The 19,464-nt window shown below is 59.1% G+C and carries 18 protein-coding genes; 5 read left to right on the forward strand and 13 right to left on the reverse strand.

The window, feature by feature from the left end; genetic code table 11:
- Nucleotides 1-8: 8 nt before the first annotated feature.
- From Z947_RS0116300 to Z947_RS0116315, 4 genes are all read right to left on the reverse strand, one after another.
- Nucleotides 9-356: a hypothetical protein gene (locus Z947_RS0116300; protein WP_025045356.1), complete on the reverse strand. Its 348-nt coding sequence runs from the start codon at nucleotides 354-356 to the stop codon at nucleotides 9-11.
- Nucleotides 357-455: 99 nt separating this feature from the next.
- A complete protein-coding gene (locus Z947_RS22235) occupies nucleotides 456-602 on the reverse strand; it encodes a hypothetical protein (protein WP_169737475.1) in 147 nt (48 codons plus the stop codon).
- 214 nt (nucleotides 603-816) lie between these two features.
- A complete protein-coding gene (locus Z947_RS0116310) occupies nucleotides 817-1,197 on the reverse strand; it encodes a DUF6497 family protein (RefSeq protein WP_025045357.1) in 381 nt (126 codons plus the stop codon).
- Nucleotides 1,198-1,285: 88 nt separating this feature from the next.
- On the reverse strand, nucleotides 1,286-2,818 hold the full coding sequence (locus Z947_RS0116315) for an acyl-CoA carboxylase subunit beta (protein WP_025045358.1): 1,533 nt from the start codon (nucleotides 2,816-2,818) through the stop codon (nucleotides 1,286-1,288).
- A 171-nt stretch (nucleotides 2,819-2,989) separates the two neighbouring features.
- On the opposite strand from Z947_RS0116315, the gene Z947_RS0116320 reads away from it, so the two are divergent.
- Nucleotides 2,990-4,222, forward strand: a complete 1,233-nt coding sequence (locus Z947_RS0116320; protein WP_052880627.1) for a multidrug effflux MFS transporter — start codon at nucleotides 2,990-2,992, stop codon at nucleotides 4,220-4,222.
- 49 nt (nucleotides 4,223-4,271) lie between these two features.
- Nucleotides 4,272-5,672, forward strand: coding sequence for a helix-turn-helix domain-containing protein (locus tag Z947_RS0116325; RefSeq protein ID WP_025045360.1), 1,401 nt, complete (start codon nucleotides 4,272-4,274; stop codon nucleotides 5,670-5,672).
- A 1-nt stretch (nucleotide 5,673) separates the two neighbouring features.
- On the opposite strand, the gene Z947_RS0116330 is transcribed toward Z947_RS0116325, so the two are convergent.
- From Z947_RS0116330 to Z947_RS0116360, 7 genes are all read right to left on the reverse strand, one after another.
- Nucleotides 5,674-6,315 (reverse strand): thermonuclease family protein, encoded by a 642-nt coding sequence (locus Z947_RS0116330; RefSeq protein WP_338057828.1) that lies wholly within the window; start codon nucleotides 6,313-6,315, stop codon nucleotides 5,674-5,676.
- A 94-nt stretch (nucleotides 6,316-6,409) separates the two neighbouring features.
- Complete coding sequence (gene betA / locus Z947_RS0116335; protein WP_025045362.1) at nucleotides 6,410-8,068, reverse strand: choline dehydrogenase; 1,659 nt, start codon at nucleotides 8,066-8,068, stop codon at nucleotides 6,410-6,412.
- A 255-nt stretch (nucleotides 8,069-8,323) separates the two neighbouring features.
- Complete coding sequence (gene betB / locus Z947_RS0116340; protein ID WP_025045363.1) at nucleotides 8,324-9,781, reverse strand: betaine-aldehyde dehydrogenase; 1,458 nt, start codon at nucleotides 9,779-9,781, stop codon at nucleotides 8,324-8,326.
- Nucleotides 9,782-9,834: 53 nt separating this feature from the next.
- Complete coding sequence (betC, locus tag Z947_RS0116345) at nucleotides 9,835-11,343, reverse strand: choline-sulfatase (RefSeq protein ID WP_025045364.1); 1,509 nt, start codon at nucleotides 11,341-11,343, stop codon at nucleotides 9,835-9,837.
- On the reverse strand, nucleotides 11,340-11,915 hold the full coding sequence (gene betI, locus Z947_RS0116350) for a choline-binding transcriptional repressor BetI (RefSeq protein ID WP_025045365.1): 576 nt from the start codon (nucleotides 11,913-11,915) through the stop codon (nucleotides 11,340-11,342). The genes betC and betI overlap by 4 nt, the downstream gene beginning before the upstream one ends.
- Nucleotides 11,916-11,992: 77 nt before the next feature.
- On the reverse strand, nucleotides 11,993-12,895 hold the full coding sequence (locus Z947_RS0116355) for a DMT family transporter (RefSeq protein ID WP_025045366.1): 903 nt from the start codon (nucleotides 12,893-12,895) through the stop codon (nucleotides 11,993-11,995).
- 37 nt (nucleotides 12,896-12,932) lie between these two features.
- On the reverse strand, nucleotides 12,933-13,532 hold the full coding sequence (locus Z947_RS0116360; protein ID WP_025045367.1) for a LysE/ArgO family amino acid transporter: 600 nt from the start codon (nucleotides 13,530-13,532) through the stop codon (nucleotides 12,933-12,935).
- Nucleotides 13,533-13,622: 90 nt separating this feature from the next.
- Here Z947_RS0116360 and Z947_RS0116365 point away from each other — a divergent pair, with 90 nt between their 5' ends.
- Complete coding sequence (locus Z947_RS0116365; RefSeq protein ID WP_025045368.1) at nucleotides 13,623-14,507, forward strand: LysR family transcriptional regulator ArgP; 885 nt, start codon at nucleotides 13,623-13,625, stop codon at nucleotides 14,505-14,507.
- 112 nt (nucleotides 14,508-14,619) lie between these two features.
- A complete protein-coding gene (locus Z947_RS0116370; protein WP_025045369.1) occupies nucleotides 14,620-14,862 on the forward strand; it encodes a hypothetical protein in 243 nt (80 codons plus the stop codon).
- A gap of 82 nt (nucleotides 14,863-14,944) precedes the next feature.
- Here Z947_RS0116370 and Z947_RS0116375 read toward each other — a convergent pair whose 3' ends face one another.
- On the reverse strand, nucleotides 14,945-15,700 hold the full coding sequence (locus Z947_RS0116375; RefSeq protein ID WP_025045370.1) for a YebC/PmpR family DNA-binding transcriptional regulator: 756 nt from the start codon (nucleotides 15,698-15,700) through the stop codon (nucleotides 14,945-14,947).
- Nucleotides 15,701-15,815: 115 nt separating this feature from the next.
- Between Z947_RS0116375 and Z947_RS0116380 the strand changes: the two genes are divergently transcribed.
- Nucleotides 15,816-17,588, forward strand: a complete 1,773-nt coding sequence (locus Z947_RS0116380) for an SLC13 family permease (RefSeq protein ID WP_025045371.1) — start codon at nucleotides 15,816-15,818, stop codon at nucleotides 17,586-17,588.
- Between the two features lie 78 nt (nucleotides 17,589-17,666).
- Here the strand turns inward: Z947_RS0116380 and Z947_RS0116385 are convergent, their stop codons facing one another.
- Nucleotides 17,667-19,439 carry an SLC13 family permease gene (locus tag Z947_RS0116385; RefSeq protein ID WP_025045372.1) on the reverse strand — a complete coding sequence of 591 codons (1,773 nt, stop codon included), beginning with the start codon at nucleotides 19,437-19,439 and terminating at the stop codon, nucleotides 17,667-17,669.
- Between the last annotated feature and the right edge of the window lie 25 nt (nucleotides 19,440-19,464).

The raw sequence follows: 19,464 nt of genomic DNA on the forward strand, positions 1-19,464 counted from the left end.
CATGCCGATCAATCCTCGAAAGCTTCGGGGAAAGCCGCGCGCGCGGCGGCTTCATTGATTACCAGCAGGCTTTCGTAATGGGCCGGGTCAAACGGATCCGTCGCCGGCAGGACCTCGCGGCCAAACAGCCACGACAGACGCCCCGCGTCCAGATTGCCGCGTTCAAACGGATGCGGGCCGAAATGCTCCCACAGGGCTTTCATGAAACCGGCATCCGCGCGTTTGTCCGCCGGACGGCGGTCGGAACGACGCTCGCGCTGGGACAGCGGTGTCACCCCTTTGGGGTTGGGACGGCGAATGGTGAACTGGAAATCGGTACTGGGCAAACGGCCCGGAAATCCACGATGTTTCAGCATATAGGCTGGCATCAGACGGCCCTCCGATTTTGGGGCCGTGTTTGGCGGATTGTCAGGAATGGGGTCGGGACAGGCGCATCGGCCTGCCCCGGGGCAAGTTTATTTGTACTTACCTGTGTATGTTGGCTCAACCGAGATGGGCTCGGGCTCGACAACAACATATTCTTCTTCGGTCTGGCCGGATGTACAGGCAGCAACAGTGGCGATGAAACCAATGGCTGCCAGGAATTTGATGCTCTTTGACATCTCTGTCTCCTGTCTATGTAAGTGGAACGCGCATTGTTAAACTGCCTCGCACGCCCCGTTTCTGAGGTAAGGGATACTTGGGTATTCCTCGACTGCACCATAAGGTAGTCCGCTGCGAAAACATATCCAGCCCGTTGCAATGGTTGGGGTTGTGTCGCGAATGTCGCAGTATTCTGTCCACTTGAGAAGTGGACCGCAAGATATTGTGGTTGCATCACAAACCCTCCCAGATACAGGTGTTATCCACAGGACGAAAAGCCTCGAAAAATTGTGTCGCTTCGGGATCCGCGACCCCGAATTCGGTCGCACGGTCCGCCAGAGAGATCACAATGACATCCCCCGCCAGCGCGTATTCAGCGCTATATGGCAGGGCCAGCGCGGCGCACAAGTGCATCATATCGCTGGCCGCCACGTCATATTCCACCGCGCCCTCGCCCCGCGCGATATGCGGCGCGATAAAGCGGAACCTGAGCCATGTTTCGCTTTCGACGGCATCCACCAGGACCTCGTATAATTCGACACTATGCCCCGAAGGCACATCGGTCGCCCAAACGGGGCTGGCCGCAAGAATGAGACTGGCAAAGACGGCTTTCACGGCGCACCCTTGTCATGTGTGGGGAAGTCGGCGGGCGAGATGATCTGCTCTAACGCAACATCGCGTCCCAACTGCACGCGCACCTGCCTCACAACGGAATATTGCCGTGCTTCTTCCAAGGCATCTCTTTCTTCTTGTTCCGCAGTGACGCAAACGCGCGCGCAATCCGTTTCCGCGTTGTGCGCGGCTGGATTACCTCGTCGATGAACCCGCGCTCTGCCGCCACAAAGGGGTTCGCGAACCGCGCCTCGTAATCCGCGGTGTGTTGCGCCAGCTTCTCTGGATCGTCCTTGTCCGCGCGGTGGATGATTTCGGATGCGCCTTTGGCCCCCATCACCGCGACCTCGGCCGTTGGCCACGCATAGTTGAAATCCGATTGCAGGTGTTTGGACGCCATCACGTCATAGGCACCGCCGTAGGCTTTGCGCGTGATCAGCGTGACCATCGGCACTGTCGCCTCGCCATAGGCATACAACAGTTTCGCGCCGTGTTTGATGACGCCGCCGTATTCCTGTGACGTGCCGGGCAGGAAACCGGGAACGTCGACAAGCGTGAGGATCGGGATTTCGAAACAGTCGCAGAAGCGCACGAAACGGGCCGCCTTGCGCGAGCTGTCGATGTCCAGAACGCCAGCCAGCACCATCGGCTGGTTGGCGACGACCCCCACGGTGCGCCCTTCGATGCGGATGAAACCGGTGATGATGTTCTTGGCGAAATTCTCTTGGATCTCGTAAAAATCACCCTCGTCGCCCAGTTTCAGGATCAATTCCTTCATGTCATAGGGTGTGTTCGCATTGGCCGGGACCAGCGTATCAAGTGACGCCTCGATCCGCTCGGGATCGTCAAAGAACGGACGCACGGGCGCGCCTTCGCGGTTATTCGCGGGCAGCAGATCGACCAGACGGCGCACTTCGGCCAAGGCTTCGACGTCGTTTTCAAACGCGGCATCCGCAACAGACGATTTCTTGGTGTGGGTCCCCGCCCCGCCGAGTTCCTCTGCGGTCACCACTTCGTTGGTCACGGTTTTGACCACTTCAGGGCCTGTGACAAACATATAAGAGCTGTCTTTGACCATGAAGATGAAGTCGGTCATCGCGGGCGAATAGACCGCGCCACCGGCGCAGGGCCCCATGATCACGCTGATTTGCGGGATCACACCAGAGGCCATAATGTTGCGTTGGAAGATTTCGGCGTATCCGGCAAGCGAATCCACACCCTCCTGAATCCGCGCGCCACCTGAATCGTTCAAACCGATTACAGGCGCGCCGTTCTGCATCGCCATATCCATGATCTTGCAGATTTTCTTGGCATGGGTTTCGGACACGGAGCCGCCCAAAACGGTAAAGTCCTGCGAATAGAAATACACCAGACGCCCATTGATCGTGCCCCAGCCGGTGACCACACCGTCCCCCGCAGGCTTTTGATTTTCCATACCAAAATCGGTGCATCGGTGGGAAACGAACATGTCGAATTCTTCGAAAGACCCCTCATCCAGCAGCAGGTCAACCCGCTCGCGCGCCGTCAGCTTGCCGCGCCCGTGCTGCGCATCAATCCGTTTTTGACCGCCACCCAGACGGGCAGTTTCACGGCGCTCTTCCAGCTGTTCAAGAATGTCTTTCATCGCTAACCCCTGTTCAATATTTACGCGACAATACCGAATGGGACCTACCCGAGGAAAGAGACTTTCTGAATATTTGCAAAGTATATTCAGCTCGGTTTCTGCAAATTGCAATGTTGCAAATATTTGCGCCCGACGTGGACAAGCTCCAACGGCAGGCATAGATGCATTTGCATGAAGCACGCTCCCCCCCCGTTGCCCGAAATCCGCTTTATGGACCGCGGCACGCCCCCCACAGTTTTGACCCTGATTTTACTGTCGGGCCTTAGCGCCTTGGTGATGAACATCTTTTTGCCAAGTCTGCCACATATGGCGGAATATTTCGGCACATCTTACGCGACAATGCAGCTGACGGTGCCACTGTATCTGCTGTGCAGCGCGGTGATCCAGCTTTTCATCGGACCGATTTCTGACAATTTGGGCCGCCGCCCTGTGATCATCGGCGGGCTGGTGCTGTTCATGCTGGCCACTTTGGGATGCATCTTTGCCCCCAATACCGCCGTGTTTCTTGGGTTTCGCATTGCCCAAGCGGTGATTGCCACCGCCATGGTGCTCAGCCGCGCCGTGCTGCGCGACCTTTATACGCAGGATCAGGCCGCGTCAAAACTGGGCTACGTCACAATGGGCATGGCGCTGGTGCCGATGATTGCACCGGCGGTCGGTGGGGCGATTGAACAGGTCGCGGATTGGCACGTCACCTTCTGGCTGATGTTCGTGATTGCCGGTGCTGTGCTGGTGCTGGTTTTGTGGGACATGGGCGAAACCGCGAAACCGTCGAATATATCGATACTGAAACAGTTTCGGGAATACCCCGAACTGCTGCGCGCGCGACGGTTCTGGGGCTACGCCCTTGCTGCAAGTTTCTGTTCCGGCGCGTTTTTCGCCTATCTCGGCGGCGCTCCCTTTGTCGGCACTATCGTATTCGGGCTCGATCCATTCTGGCTGGGCCTGTATTTCGGTGCCCCCGCCATCGGTTATTTCTGCGGCAACTGGATTACCGGCCTCTTCGCGACCCGATTTGGCGTCGATATGCTGGTGCTGTGCGGCTGCATTGCCGCGACTTTGGGGTCGACCCTCTCGCTCTGCATCCTTGTGATGGGCTTGGGCACGGCCGAAACTTTCTTTGGCATGATGACACTGGTCGGCCTTGGCAACGGGTTGTGCATTCCTAACGCAACAGCGGGCATGTTGTCGGTCCGCCCTCATCTGGCCGGTACGGCATCCGGTCTGGGCGGGGCAATCATGATCGGCGGCGGGTCGGCCCTTGCCGTTCTTGCAGGGCAACTTTTGACACCGGAATCAGGGGCCTATCCGCTGGTCCTCATCATGCTTGCAACCTCCTTTTGCGGCATTATCTCGATCCTGTTCGTGATCCGGCGCGCCAGAATACTCGCATTGCAGTCCTAGGTTTGCAAAGCTAGGCTCAGAGCAACTGCAAAGTTGCAAAGGGCACCTGATGGCCACTCAAAAACTCTACGCCGGCGCCAACCTGCGCGAATTGCGCACTAAACTGGGCCTCACGCAAAAAGATTTTGCCGCGCGGCTGGGGGTTTCCCTGCCCTACCTCAACCAGATGGAAAACAACAACCGGCCGATTTCCACCACGGTTGTCCTCGCGCTCGCATCCGAATTCGGCTTGGACGTTACCGAACTCAGCGCCGGTGACAGCGAACGGCTGGTCAGTGACATGCGCGAAGCGCTGGCCGATCCGGTGTTTCAGGGCAAGATGCCACCGCTTGCAGATATCCGGCTAACCGCTTCAAACGCGCCGGGGCTGGCACGGGCATTCCTTGACCTGCACCAAAGCTACCGTCAGACCCATGAACGTCTTGCCTCATTGGACGAAGCGCTAGGTCGCGAAGACGCCCGCGGCGCGCCCTCCCCGTGGGAAGAAGTCCGCGACTTCTTTCACTATTGCGACAATTATATCGACTCGGTCGATCACGCTGCAGAACATTTCGCCAACCGGAAAGGCGGACATCGCAACATGCGCGTCGCCGCCGTTTCCACGCTTGGCAATGCGGGAATTTCGGTTGCGTTTGATGACACCGATGTCCTGCGCCGCTTTGATGCATCGACCAACGTGCTGCACATCTCTGCCCGCGCCGCCCCGGAATCCCAGACCTTTCAGTTACTGCTGCAAGTGGCGCTTACCAAACAGGATGCGCTGCTGGAAGCCACGCTTGATCTGGCCCGTTTCACCACCGCTGCGGCCCGCGATATCGCTAAAATTGGTCTGGCCAACTATTTTGCGGGCGCTGCGCTGATGCCCTACGCGCGGTTTCATGCAGCGGCGCAAAGCTGTCGGCATGACCTCGAATTGCTCTCCGGCGCCTTTGGTGCTTCCATCGAACAGGTCGCGCATCGCCTGTCCACATTGCAGCGCCCCGGCAGCAAGGGCGTGCCGTTCTTTTTTGTACGCGTTGATCAGGCCGGCACGATCACAAAACGCCATTCCGCCACCCGTTTGCAATTCGCGCGGTTCGGCGGAGCCTGCCCCCTGTGGAACGTGCACCGCGCGTTTGAAACACCGGGCAGGTTCCTGCGCCAACTCGCGGAAACGCCGGACGGCGCACGCTATATCTCACTGGCACGTGACATCTCGAAACCGGCGGGACGTTTCGGGGCACCGGTGCGCCGCTTCGCCATCGCCTTGGGCTGTGAAATGCGCCATGCCGCGCAACTCGTGTACGCTGACGGGCTGGATATGACCCGAGAATCCGCATTTGAACCAATCGGGATTTCCTGCCGGATTTGCGAGCGCAAATCCTGTCACCAACGTGCGGTTCCGCCACTAGAACGCCATCTGGTTGTTGATCAAAACCTGCGCGACGTCCTGCCGTACCGTGTTGATTAAGCTATATTTTTGACTTTCGCCAACCGGAGGCCCGCGCCTGCGCTTCTGAACAAAACCACCGCTCACCTTTGTGCGGATCAATGCCGGTTTTATCGTAATATTTCTGCCCCGGCAGGTGATAAATACGCACCCCTTTGGCACTGATATTGCCCTTGATCCGGCAGTTTGGATCGGGGGCCAAACGTCCTTTGATCCGCGTCAGGCGATACCGCGCGGGCGCTTCCATGGCAAATCCGTGAATCCCAAGATCGGCGACAACGGCTGCTTTTTCCTCGAGGTCGTAATCGTATGAATATTTGCGATAGGCAAAGGCCAGCCCGTCCGCGACCATATCCCGATTGATATCCGCCCCGTCCACAAAACACCTTGCGACGACACGACCATATCTATCACGGTCAATGGCATCACAGCGCGCTTGCGCACCCTGATAGCGGTCTCGCACCTGCCGCGTCACCCAGTCCCCACACCCCCAGTTCTGGCCGGTCAACGTGGTACAAGGCTGGTCACGTTCGGGCGCATCAATGCCATGCAGGCGGACGCGGATATCACCGACATCCAGGGTATCCCCGTCGATCACGCGGATTTCCCCGCGAAACTCTGCCGCCTCTGCGGACAGCGCAAGCACCAGCATCAGTGCACTCAATGACCAAATTCTTAACATGCCGTTAATGTGGAACAGCACGCCTTAACAAGCAACAGAAATCACAATATGTGGTTAGGGTTATCTTACCAAACCACTATCGCTGCGCAGTTTCCCAATCGGGGTGGTTCCAGGGTTCATCGTTGGATCGTGCCAGCGGGTCCAGACCCAACAACATATCAGACACTTTTTCCCCCACCATGATCGAGGGCGCATTCAGATTGCCATTTGTGATGCGCGGGAAAATCGAACTGTCCGCCACGCGCAACCCGTCAACCCCGATCACCCGCGCCTGCGGGTCAACCACAGCGCCACGATCATCCGCGCGCCCCATCCGGCAAGTGCCACAGGGGTGATACGCACTCTCGGCATGTTCGCGGATCACTTCGTCCAACTCTGCGTCGGTCTGATAGGCCGCACCCGGCTGGATTTCGTGTTTTACATAGGGTTTGAACGCCTCTTGCGCGAAAATCTCGCGGGTCAGGCGGATGCAGGTGCGGAATTCCTCCCAATCCTCAGGATGGGACATATAGTTGAACCTGATTTTCGGATCGTCCTTCGGATCAGCAGAGCGCAAGGTGACGCTTCCGCGCGAACGTGACCGCATCGGTCCGGTATGCGCCTGAAACCCGTGCCCTTCCGCCGCCGCCTGCCCGTCATAGCGCACCGCAATCGGCAGAAAATGGAACTGGATATCAGGATAAGGCACGCCTGCCTTGGACCGGATGAAACCGGCACTTTCAAACTGGTTCGACGCGCCCATGCCGGTTTTCGTGAACAGCCACTGCGCCCCGATCACCGCCTTCGAAAAGATATTCCAATGTTTATAAAGGGTAATCGGCTGCGACGCCGCCATCTGGATGTACATTTCCAGATGGTCCTGCAAGTTCGCCCCGACACCGGGCCGGTCGGCCACCACGTCGATACCATGCTCCGCCAGATGCGCCCCGTCGCCAATGCCCGATAACATCAACAGCTTGGGTGAATTGATCGAGGACGCGGCCAAAACCACCTCGCGCTCCGCCCCGATCACTTCGCGCTTGCCGCCACGCAACACTTCGACCCCCGTTGCACGTCCGTTCTCGATCACCACCCGCTGCGCAAGCGCCTGCACCAGTTCAACATTTCCGGTTTTCTGCGCGGGCCGCAAATAGGCATTCGCGGCAGACCACCGCCGGCCCTTCCAGACGGTTTGCTCCATCGGGCCAAAGCCCTCTTGCTGCTGGCCATTGTAATCATCCGTCACCTGATATCCGGCCTGCTCCCCCGCGCGCACGAAGGCCTCGAACAGCGGGTTTTTCCGCGTACCGCGACTGACGTGCAACGGCCCGTCCGTGCCGCGCCATGAAGGATCGCCCCCATGCCCCCCGGAATGCCAGTTTTCCATCCGTTTGAAATAGGGCAAGACATCAGCATAAGCCCAGCCTTGCGCGCCCGCTTCTTCCCAATGATCAAAGTCCTGCGCATGACCGCGCACATAGACCATCCCGTTGATCGACGACGACCCGCCAATCACCTTGCCGCGCGGACAGACGAGTTCGCGCCCGCCCAAATGCGGCTCGGGTTCGGACTTATACCCCCAGTCATAGCGTTTCATGTTCATCGGATAACTCAAGGCCGCTGGCATCTGGATGAACGGCCCCGCATCCGTGCCGCCATGTTCGATCACGATCACGCGCCGTCCGGCCATGGCCAACCGATAGGCCATTGCACAACCGGCAGAGCCTGCCCCGACAATCACAAATTCCGCTCTCATCACACCACTCCCGTGATTCTGCGCAGGGTCAAGGATCGCATCGCGACCGGGCTTTGCCCGGCTTGTCCTTGAGGCTACGCGGAATCGCACCTTCAAAATTGAACAGGTGTCTTGAGCCACAGTCTGTGGGCTCAAGCACCTCTCAGCAGCTTTAACTTGCTGCCCTAACTCCCCCCGCTACCGTCTATATTCAGGGGCTCACATCGCCTCGCAGACCAAATATGTAATGTGCGTCAGCACACCTTTGGATCCGCTTCAAAACGGCGCTTCGACATCGTCCATCCGCACAAACACCGATTTCAGCTGCGAATAATGCTCGATCGCCGCTTTGGAATTCTCGCGTCCGACACCAGAGTTCTTAGACCCGCCGAAAGGGGCCTCGACCGGCGCGTCATTATAGGTGTTGATATAACACGTGCCCGCTTCAAATCGCGCGGCCACGCGGTGCGCGCGGGTCAGATCGCGGGTGAACACGCCGGCGGCCAACCCGAATTCGGTGTCATTGGCACGGGCCATCACATCCTCTTCATCCTCAAAATCCAGCACGGCCATGACAGGGCCAAAAATCTCTTCGCGCGCGATGACCATATCGTCGGTGACATCCGCAAAAACGGTCGGCTCCATATAAAAACCGTCGCGCTCCAGCATCTTGCCGCCTGTGACCAGACGCGCCCCTTCAGCCTGCCCTTTTTCGATATAGTCCAACGCAATGGCGCGCTGGCGCTCTGACACCATCGGGCCAAAGCTGGTCGCAGGGTCCATCGGGTCCCCGATCACCGCATTGCCCAAACGTTCGGCCAGACGGTTCAAAAACTGTTCCTTGATCGCCTTATGCACAAAGACCCGCGTACCATTGGAACAGACCTGACCGGAGCTATAGAAATTACCCAGAATGGCACCGCTGACCGCGTTTTCGATGTCCGCGTCTTCGAACACGATCATCGGGGATTTGCCGCCCAGTTCCATGGTCACGTGTTTGATGCCTTCCGCCGCAGCGGCATAAACCTTGCGGCCGGTTGGCACGGATCCGGTCAGCGACACCTTGTCGACCCGCGGGTCCGTCACCAGCGACGCGCCAACTTCGCCCATGCCTTGCACCACGTTGTAGATCCCCGCAGGCAAGCCCGCCTCATGCAGGATTTCCGCAACCTTCAACGCGCAAAGCGGTGTTGTTTCAGAGGGTTTGAAAATCATCGCATTGCCACAAGCCAGCGCCGGTGCGCCTTTCCAACACGCGATCTGGGTGGGATAGTTCCACGCGCCGATACCGACACAGACGCCCAGCGCCTCGCGGCGGGTATAGACCCAGTTTTCACCTAGCTGGATGTGCTCGCCGGTGAGCGTCGCAGCCATGCCGCCGAAATATTCCAGCGCATCCGCCCCCGAGGTCGCATCAGCAACGCTGGTTTCCTGATAGGGCTTACCGGTGTCATAGGTTTCCAAGACGCTCAGGTCGTGGTTGCGTTCGCGCAGCATGTCCGCGGCCTTGCGCAGGATCCGGCCGCGTTCAGTGCCGCTCATCGCAGCCCAAGCCGCTTGGGCGCTCTTTGCAGCTGCAATCGCCTGTTCCACAATCGCGGGTGTGGCAGCGTATACTGTAGCAATTTTTTCGCCTGTGGCGGGGTAAATCACGTCAATCGGTGTGCCAGCAGTGTCTTCGACATATGCACCATTGATGAAATGGCTGGCAGCGGGCTGTGTGTCATAGGGCATCGGATAAGAACTTTCATGCCTCCGTCAGGAGGATTAAGGGCAAGATGAAGGGGTTATTCACCGCGCGGGAAGCGTTTGTTGTCTTCCAGCACGTTAAGGTCCATGTGATTGCGCATATATTGCTCCGAGGCTTTGCGCAGGGGTTGATAGTCCCAGGGGTAATAGCCCCCCTCGCGCAAGGCCTCGTAAACGATCCAGCGGCGCGCTTGGGATTTGCGCACATCCGCGTCATAGGCGGCCAAGTCCCAGCGGGCCTCGGATTTGGCTTTTAGCGTGATCAATGTCCCCTGATGGTCGGGATGTTCGGCGAGGTTCGTCAATTCCTGCGGGTCGGCGTCCAGATCAAACAGTTGATCGGGGTCCAGTGCACAGCGGTTGTATTTCCATTTACCATAGCGCAGCGAAACCATCGGCGCATAAGACCCTTCGGCAGCGTATTCCATCGCGACAGGTTCGGTGCGTTCCACGCCCTGCCCCATAGGCACCACGGATTGGCCGGTGGTCCACGGCATCACCTCGTCCATCGACACGCCAGCCAGATCGCAGAGCGTCGGGCAGACGTCGATGTTGCTGACCGGTGTGGTTTGCAGCCCTGTTTCCATTTGGGGCGCGCTGATCATCATCGGCACACGCGCAGAGCCCTCAAAGAACGACATTTTGAACCACAGACCACGCTCGCCCAGCATGTCACCGTGATCGGAGACAAACAGGATGATCGCTTCCTGACGCGTGTCCTCAAGCGTTTGCAGGATTTCACCGACCTTGTCGTCAAGATAGCTGATGTTGGCGAAATAAGCCCGACGCGAGCGTTTGATGTCTTCTTCGGTAATATCGAAATCGCGCCAGTTGTTGGCGTCAAAGATGCGCTGCGAATGAGGGTCGTGATCCTCATAGGCCATCGCCGGCACTTCTGGCAGCAGGTGCGCGCAATCCTCGTAAAGGTCCCAGTACTTCTTGCGCGTGACATAGGGGTCATGCGGATGGGTAAAGCTGACGGTCAGGCACCAAGGGCGCGCGTCCCCGCCCCGCGAAAGATCATAGAGCTTGCGGGTCGCGTTATAGGCGACCTCGTCGTCGTATTCCATCTGGTTGGAGATCTCCGCCACGCCCGCGCCCGTGACCGACCCCATGTTGTGATACCACCAGTCAATCCGTTCCCCCGGCTTGCGATAATCCGGGGTCCAGCCGAAATCGGCGGGATAGATATCCGTGGTCAAACGTTCCTCAAAGCCGTGCATCTGGTCGGGGCCGACAAAATGCATCTTGCCCGACAGGCAGGTTTGATACCCTGCGCGGCGCAGGTGGTGCGCATAGGTCGGGATGCTTGACGCAAATTCCGCAGCATTGTCATAGACGCCCGTGGCCGAGGGCAATTGCCCCGACATAAACGCCGCCCGCCCCGGTGCGCAAAGCGGCGAGGCCGTATAGCAATTGGCGAAACGTGTGGAGCGCGCCGCCAGTTTCTTGAGGTTGGGCGCGTGCAACCAGTCGACAGGGCCGTCGGGAAACAACGTGCCATTCAATTGGTCCACCATCAGGATCAGGATATTTGGTTTGGTCATTTTGTGGCATCCAGAAGCAGGTGCAAGGTAGACAGGGCGCTTGCCCGTGCCGCGGAGGCTGTGCCGCTTTGCGACAAGGCCGCACGCAGATAAAGCCCGTCGATCAGCGCTGCCATAGTTTCGGCGTCGGCTTCGGGATTGGTGCTCAGCGGGCGCAGCGCATGCCTGAGGTTCGAGCGCAGGCGGCGCTGATACAGCCGCAACAGGCGGCGGGTGCCTGCGTTGGTCGGGGATGCGGCATAGAGCGTCATCCACGCATTGACCGTTGCGGGCGCAAAACAGGTTTCGTCAAAACTCGCGATCACGATGGCGGCGGCACGGTCGCGCGGGCCGCGGGCCTCTGCAAGACGGGCGCGCACCTCGGCCCCGTATTCGGAGAGGATGTGGCGCATCGCGGCCAGAAAAATCTGGTCTTTGCCGCCGAAATAATGATGGGCCAGCGCCGTCGACATGCCGGCACGTTTGGCAATCTGACCGACAGTAACATCCAGTGAATGGGCGGCACCGATTTCGGCAATTGTCGCCTGCACCAGTGCGGAGCGGCGGATGGGTTCCATTCCGACTTTGGGCATTTTGGGATTCGCGTCCTTGGCTAATTCCCGTTCAGGGTAAATCGCCTTTTATTGACTAGTCAATCAATAACGCGAAATCACATCTTGGTCGCATTGGCATTCGGCGTGATCTGGCGGTTCAACATCGCCTCCCGCCAAGTGATAAATGTCACCGAACTGAGGATCACAAAACCGCCCAGCACCACCCAGATGTCCACCGGTTCGGCAAAGATGAACACGCCCAGCGCCGTGGCCCAGACCAGTTGCAAAAAGGTGACCGGCTGCGTCACCGTCACCGGTGCAGCGGCAAAGGCCAGCGTCATCGTATAATGGCCCGCCGTGGCGAAACAGGCGACAGCCATCAGGATTAGCAATTCAGTACCCGTAGGGGTGATCCAGACGGGAATCGCAAAGGGGGCCAGCCCCAGCGTTACAAAGACCGACAGCATCGCGACCACAACGGCCGGGCGCACTTCGTCAGCCAGCATTTTCGCGATCAGATAGGAACCGGCAAATACCACGGCCGCGATCAGCATCGCGATATGACCGGCACTGACCTCGCGAAAACCGGGGCGCAGGATGATGGCAGCCCCAGCGAGCCCCATGATCACGGCAATAATCCGCCGCATCGCCAGCTTTTCCCCCAGAAAAATCGCCGCACCAAGGGTCACATAGATGGGTGCCAGATAGTTCATCGCGGTCACTTCGGCGATCGGGATGCGGGTCATGGCAAAGAACCACAACATCACCCCAAAGGCGTGACAGAATCCGCGCAGTCCGAACAGCGACCATTGCCGGCGCGTCAAACGGGCGCTGCGCAACGTGCCCAGAACAGGGAACAGAAACACAAGGCCCATGGCATAGCGCAGGAACGCCGCCTCTGCCGCGGGCAGGCGCGGACCCATGTATTTCACCAAAGCCGTGACCATGATGAATACCACCCCAGTCACCAGCATCCAGAATATGCCCGTCAGCGGGCGGTGAGGAAGAGCCGTTGTCATGGCGGCAATCTGCGCCTGTCCGACCCAAAGGGCAAGATCAACCGAACAAAAGTTTTGCCGCAATCGCCCACATGGTCAGCGCAATCAACGCATCAAGCACTTGCCAGCTAAAAGGCTTGCCAAACAAGGGGCTAAGCAGACGCGCGCCATAGCCCAAGGCAAAGAAAAACGTGAAACTGGCAAGAACCGCACCGCCGCCAAAGGCAAGCTTGTCGGGATATTGTGCAGAAATGGACCCGATCAGCACAACCGTATCAAGATAGACATGCGGGTTCAGAAAGGTCAGCGCCAGCAGGGTCAGGATGACCTGCCTCAGGCTTTGTGTCGCCTCGCCCTCAATTTCCAGCGCCGCACCGCCCCGCCATGCAGAAAGCGCGTTCTGCGCGCCGTACCACAGCAGAAACATCGCCCCGCCATAGCGCATCGCGGTCTCGAACCACGGCACAGCTGACGCAAGCGCGCCGAAACCGGCCACGCCCCCCGCGATCAACAGGGCATCTGTCGTCCCGCAGGTCAGGCAGACCCAGAACACATGTTGCCGCCGCAGTCCCTGACGCAGGACAAAAGCGTTTTGCGCTCCGATGGCGAGAATCAGCGTCAGGCTCAGGGCGTAACCGGGCAGGAAAGAGGACAGCATGACAAGCTCCTTTGGTGTCTCCGGCTTGACTACGCGAGAACCTCTGCATTACTCAAATTAAAGATCGTAACGTGAGATTAGAACCCCTTCATGCCCATTGACCCCACTCAGCTTGCAGCCCTTTCCGCCATTCTGCGCCTCGGCAGTTTTGACGCCGCGGCCAGCAGCCTTAATGTAACCCCCTCCGCCATATCCCAGCGGCTGAAGGCACTGGAAGAACAGGTCGGCGCGTCCCTGATCAACCGCAGTCAACCTTGTACGGCCACGCCGCTCGGCGCGCGCCTGGCCAAACACGCCGAAGATGTGGCCCTGCTTGAAGCGGCTGCATTAGGCGATCTGCGCCGCGACGGTGCCCTGCCCGCGCGCCTGACCCTTGCCGTACCCGCCGACAGCATCGCCACATGGCTGCTGTCTGCCCTTTCAGCGGTGCCCGACATGCTGTTTGATTTGCGGGTGGATGATCAGGACACCGCCGATGCGTGGCTGAAACGCGGCGCGGTCAGTGCAGCCGTCACCGGTCACCACCGCGCGGTGGCGGGCTGTGATTTGCATCCACTTGGCGCGCTGCGCTACATCGCGACGGCCAGCCCTGCCTTTATGCAGCGGTATTTCGCCAAAGGCGTCACCGCGCAAAGCCTTGCCCGTGCGCCGATCCTGACCTTCACCCCCAATGACCAACTGCAAACCCGCTGGATCACGGCCAAAACCGGCGCAACCCTGCATCCGCCTTCCCATCAGATGCCCTCGACCCATGCTTTTGTTGATGCCGCACTGGCAGGCATGGCTTGGGGCATGAACCCCGAAACGCTGGTACGGGATCATCTGGATTGTGGCCGATTGATCGCGCTGGACAGGGCCCTGCCGATGGATGTGCCGCTGTATTGGCAGGTCACCCGTGTGATGGCACCGGCCCTTGCCCCGCTGACCGCTGCCATTCTAGGTGCCGCAAGGGAACATCTGCGACAAGCGCCCTGAAAAAGCCGTTCTTTTATGACATCACACACAAATGAAAGTGATCAGGCATTTCCGCACTAGCAAAATCACGACACCGCCCCTACATGCCCTGCAGACTTAAAGGAAAAACAAGATGTTCGGCAAACAACAGACGCTCGAAGTAAGCGCACAAGAAATCTCGGTCATGGAAGCGGCGCTTCATACACAGTCGAAGATCTTGCACGTTCAGGCCGGCGCAGGCGATGCCGCTGCGGTGGCCCAATTGAACGTGGTCAAGCAGGTGCTCGCGCGCATCGCACAACAAAAACCGTCTACGCCGGAGCCGACGGGACGCGTCGGGTTTCCATGGTGCGGCCTTTCGCGCATCGCCGGCTAGGCGCCCCACCAAGCGACGCATGTGAAAATGCCGCCCCAAGGGGCGGCATTTCTCGTTTGGGCTGTTGGGTTGTGGACGGGCTTTATCCGTCGGAATCCTCGAACTGCTGCATCACCTCGTCTGATGCTTCAAAGTTGGTGGTGACGCGCTGCACGTCGTCATCATCTTCCAAGGCATCCACCAAACGCATCAGCTTTTCCAAACCTTCAAGGTCCAGCTCGCTGGTTGTGGTCGGCTTCCATACCAACTTGGTTGATTCTGACTCGCCCAACTCGGCTTCCAGCGCCGTTGCCACATCGTTCAGATCGCTGTCCGCACACCAGATTACGTGACCGTCCTCGGAACTTTCCACATCCTCGGCACCGGCTTCGATTGCCGCCATCATTACCGTGTCGTTATCCCCGACAGACGCGGGGTAAGTCACCTCGCCTTTACGATCAAACATGAACCCGACGCTGCCGGTTTCGCCCAGATTGCCGCCGTTCTTGGAAAACGTGGAACGCACGGTGGACGCAGTGCGGTTCAGGTTGTCAGTCATCGTTTCGACAATCACCGCCACACCATTCGGGCCGTAACCTTCATAACGGATTTCTTTATAATCCTCGCCCTCGCCGGCGACGGATTTCTTGATCGCGCGGTCGATGTTATCCTTGGGCATCGACGCCGATTTGGCTTCTTTAACTGCCAGACGCAGGCGCGGGTTTTTATCGGGATCGGGGTCGCCCATTTTGGCAGCAACAGTAATTTCCTTACTGAACTTGGAAAACAGCTTGGCGCGGATCTTGTCCTGACGCCCCTTGCGGTGCTGGATGTTTGCCCATTTGGAGTGGCCGGCCATGAGATACCTCGTCTGAATTTACGCTTTGCGCCTCTATAGGCCAGCACTGCTTGCACGACAAGGCGCTGGCACATATCCCCTTGCTCTGGCTGACGATACCAAAGATGGTGCGCCCATGAGCATAGATCAAATCATCCTCTTCTCCCTCTTCGGTGCTGTCTTTGGCATGCTGCTTTGGGGCAAATTCCGCTACGATATCGTGGCCTTTACCGCCCTGATGATCGGGGTTGTTCTGGGCGTGGTTCCGTCAAAAGACGCCTTTAGCGGGTTTGGCCATCCGGCCACGCTGGTGGTTGCGCTGGTTCTGGTGGTTTCTGCGGGGCTGGTGCGCTCCGGCGCGGTGCTGCTGATCACCCGCACCATGATCGACGCCTCGCGCTCGCTGGGGGCACACATCACGCTGATGGGGGCGATTGGCGGCATCCTGTCCGCATTTATGAACAACGTCGCTGCCCTTGCCCTGTTGATGCCCGTCGACATCCAGACCGCGCGCAAGGCGGGCCGCGTGCCGGGCCTCACCCTGATGCCGCTCAGCTTTGCCACCATCCTTGGCGGCATGGTCACGCTTATCGGCACGCCGCCCAATATCATCATCGCCTCGATCCGGCAGGAATCACTGGGCGAATCCTTTAGCATGTTCGATTTTGCACCCGTTGGCGGGATCGCTGCCATTGCGGGGCTGACCTTTGTCGCGCTGATCGGCTGGCGGCTGATCCCTGCCCGCGATGACGCCTCGCTCAGCACCGAAGACCTGTCGCAATATATCGCTGAACTGGTGGTGCCCGAAGACAGCAAACATATCGGCAAACGGCTCAATGATCTTGCGCCCGTTGCAGACGATGCCGATGTCGCCATCCTTGGCCTGATCCGCGACGGCAAACGCCGCTATGGGCAATCGCGCTCTGTCGCACTGCAAGCCGGTGACGCGCTGGTCCTCGAAGCGACCCCCGACGCTTTGGACGAATTTCGCAGCAGCCTTGATCTGGCGCTTGCCGATAGCGACCGCGAAGAACGCTTGAAAGCAGGTGGCGAAGGCGTTGAAATCATTGAGGTTGTCGTGACCGAGACTTCCCGCGTGAACGGCCGCACCGCACAGGCCGTCGGGCTGGCATGGCGGCGGCGCACGATCCTGATGGGCATTTCACGCAGTGGCCGCAAAATCACATCACGCTTGCGTAGTACCGAATTGAAAGCAGGCGATATTCTGCTCTTGTTGGTGCCACGCGACACCGCGGCGGATGTCACTGAATGGCTGGACGTTCTGCCGCTGGCAGACCGCGGTCTGGCCGTCACCGAAAATACCAAAGTGTGGCTGGCGATTGGCCTGTTCGGTGTTGCGGTTCTGGCAGCAAGCATCGGCCTGATCTACCTGCCCGTTGCGCTGGGTCTGGTGGTCATCGCCTATGTGCTGGCGAAAATCGTACCCCTGTCCGAACTCTACACCCATATCGAATGGCCCGTTGTCGTGCTGCTGGGGTCCATGATCCCACTGGGCGCTGCCCTTGAAACGTCCGGTGGCACCGAACTCATCGCCGGCGCGCTCATCGGCCTGACCGAAGGCATGGCCCCGTGGATCGTCCTGACCGTGCTGATGGTCGTCACCATGACCCTGTCGGATGTGCTCAACAATACCGCCACGACGATCGTCGCAGCCCCCGTTGGCATCCAGATGGCCCAAACCCTTGGCGTGTCGCCCGATCCCTTCCTGATGGCGGTGGCTGTCGCCGCCTCCTCCGCATTCCTCACCCCCATCGGGCATAAGAACAACACCCTGATCCTTGGCCCCGGCGGCTATAGCTTTGGCGATTACTGGCGCATGGGACTGCCCCTCGAAATCATCGTGGTTGCGGTTTCAATCCCGGCCATCCTGGTGTTCTGGCCTCTCTAACCTGCCACGACACCCTCCTCTTTTTGGCCTTATATACTGTCCGCACTCTCCCTGCGCACCGCCCGTCCGCGTTTATCCTCAAAAAATCAACGGAATAACCGCACTCGCCAACAACGACATGCTCAGGTTCAAGGGCACACCGATGCGCATGAAGTCGGTGAACTTATACCCCCCCGGACCGTAAACCAACGTATTGGTCTGATAGCCGATGGGCGTGGCAAAGGCACAAGATGCCGCAATCATAACCGCCACCACAAGCGGGCGTGCATCAATGCCAAGGGCCGCCGCCAAACTGATCGCAATAGGCGTCATAATGACCGCCACCGCATTGTTCGACACGATTTCGGTCAGAACCGTGGTCAACAGAAACACACAGAATATCACCGCAGTCAGCGGTAACGCGCTCAGTGTCGGCGCAATCGCATCCACCAGCATCGTGATCGCGCCCGAATTCTGCAACGCCGCCCCCACTGCCAACATCGAGAAAATCAGCGCCAGCAGGCGCCCGTCAACAAAGGAAAACGCCTCTTCCGCATCAATACAGCCGGTGACCAGCACCAAGGCCACAGCGATCACGGCCAGCATCAGGATCGGCGCGACATTCAGCGCGGCCAGCGCCACAATCCCGACCAGCGCGGCAATCGCAATCGGCGCATGGCCCCGACGATAGGCGCGTGCAGACGGGTGGCTGACATCCACCATGTCCATGTCTGCGGCCAGCCGCGCGATGTCTTCGGCGGCCCCCTCCAGCAGCAGGGTATCGCCAACTTTCACAATCAGCTCATCCAGTTGCAAACCGATGTTCTGGTTGCGCCGGTGGACCGCCAATGGATAAACCCCGTAGCGCCGGCGCAAGCGCATAGAGCCCAGCGCCCGCCCGACCATCCGGCACCCCGGCGTGATCAACACCTCCACCGTCGTGGTTTCAACGGCGGACAGCTGATCCACACGTTTCAATTCTTTGGTGGCCTGCAGGCTCAACAGCTCGGTCATTTCCGTGCGCAACACCACGCGATCCCCGATCTGCAATGCCACATTTGCCAGATTGCGGCGCAGGGATTCATCGCCGCGCACCACGTCAATCAACCGCACGCCCTCGCGTTTGAACAGCTTCACATCGAGCACCTCGCGCCCGATCAGATTTGATTCCGGCGGGATCACCGCTTCGGTAAAGAACTTCATTTTTGAACGCGTCGACAACATCGCGGCCATACTGTCACGATCCGGCAGCAGCTTGCGCCCGAACAGCGCCATATAGGTCAGCCCCCATGCGCATACCACCAAGCCAATCGGCAGGATCTCGAAAATGCCGAACGGCTCCATCCCCTGTGACCGCGCCACCCCGTCCACCAGCAGGTTCGTCGACGTCCCGATCAAGGTCAGCGATCCCCCCATGATTGCCGCATAACTCAGCGGGATCAGCAGCTTGGACGCCTTGGTGCCGAGCGTTTTACTTAATTGCACCACCACGGGGATCATCACCACCACCACCGGCGTGTTGTTCATGATCGCACTGGCCCCCATCACCGACAGGATCACCCCCACAACGGCAGATTTCGGATTGGTGCGGGCATAGCGTTCAGCCAGTTGCGTTAGCACATCCAGCGCACCCGTGCGCACCAGCGCCCCCATCACGATGAACATCGCCGCAATCGTCCAGGGGGCCGAGTTGGACAGCACCATGCGCGCGTCCTCATAGGGCAGCACACCGCTGGCCAGCAGCACCGCCGCGCCACCAAGGGCCACCACTTCGGTCGGGAAAGATTCGCGCAGGAACATGATGAACATGATCGCGACCACCGTCAGCGACAGGACCGCGCTACCGGTTTGGGAAAGGGAAAAGACGTCCATCACTGTTTCCTTAACGCGGACATAC

This window comes from Sulfitobacter geojensis (assembly GCF_000622325.1).
Classification (GTDB): domain Bacteria; phylum Pseudomonadota; class Alphaproteobacteria; order Rhodobacterales; family Rhodobacteraceae; genus Sulfitobacter; species Sulfitobacter geojensis.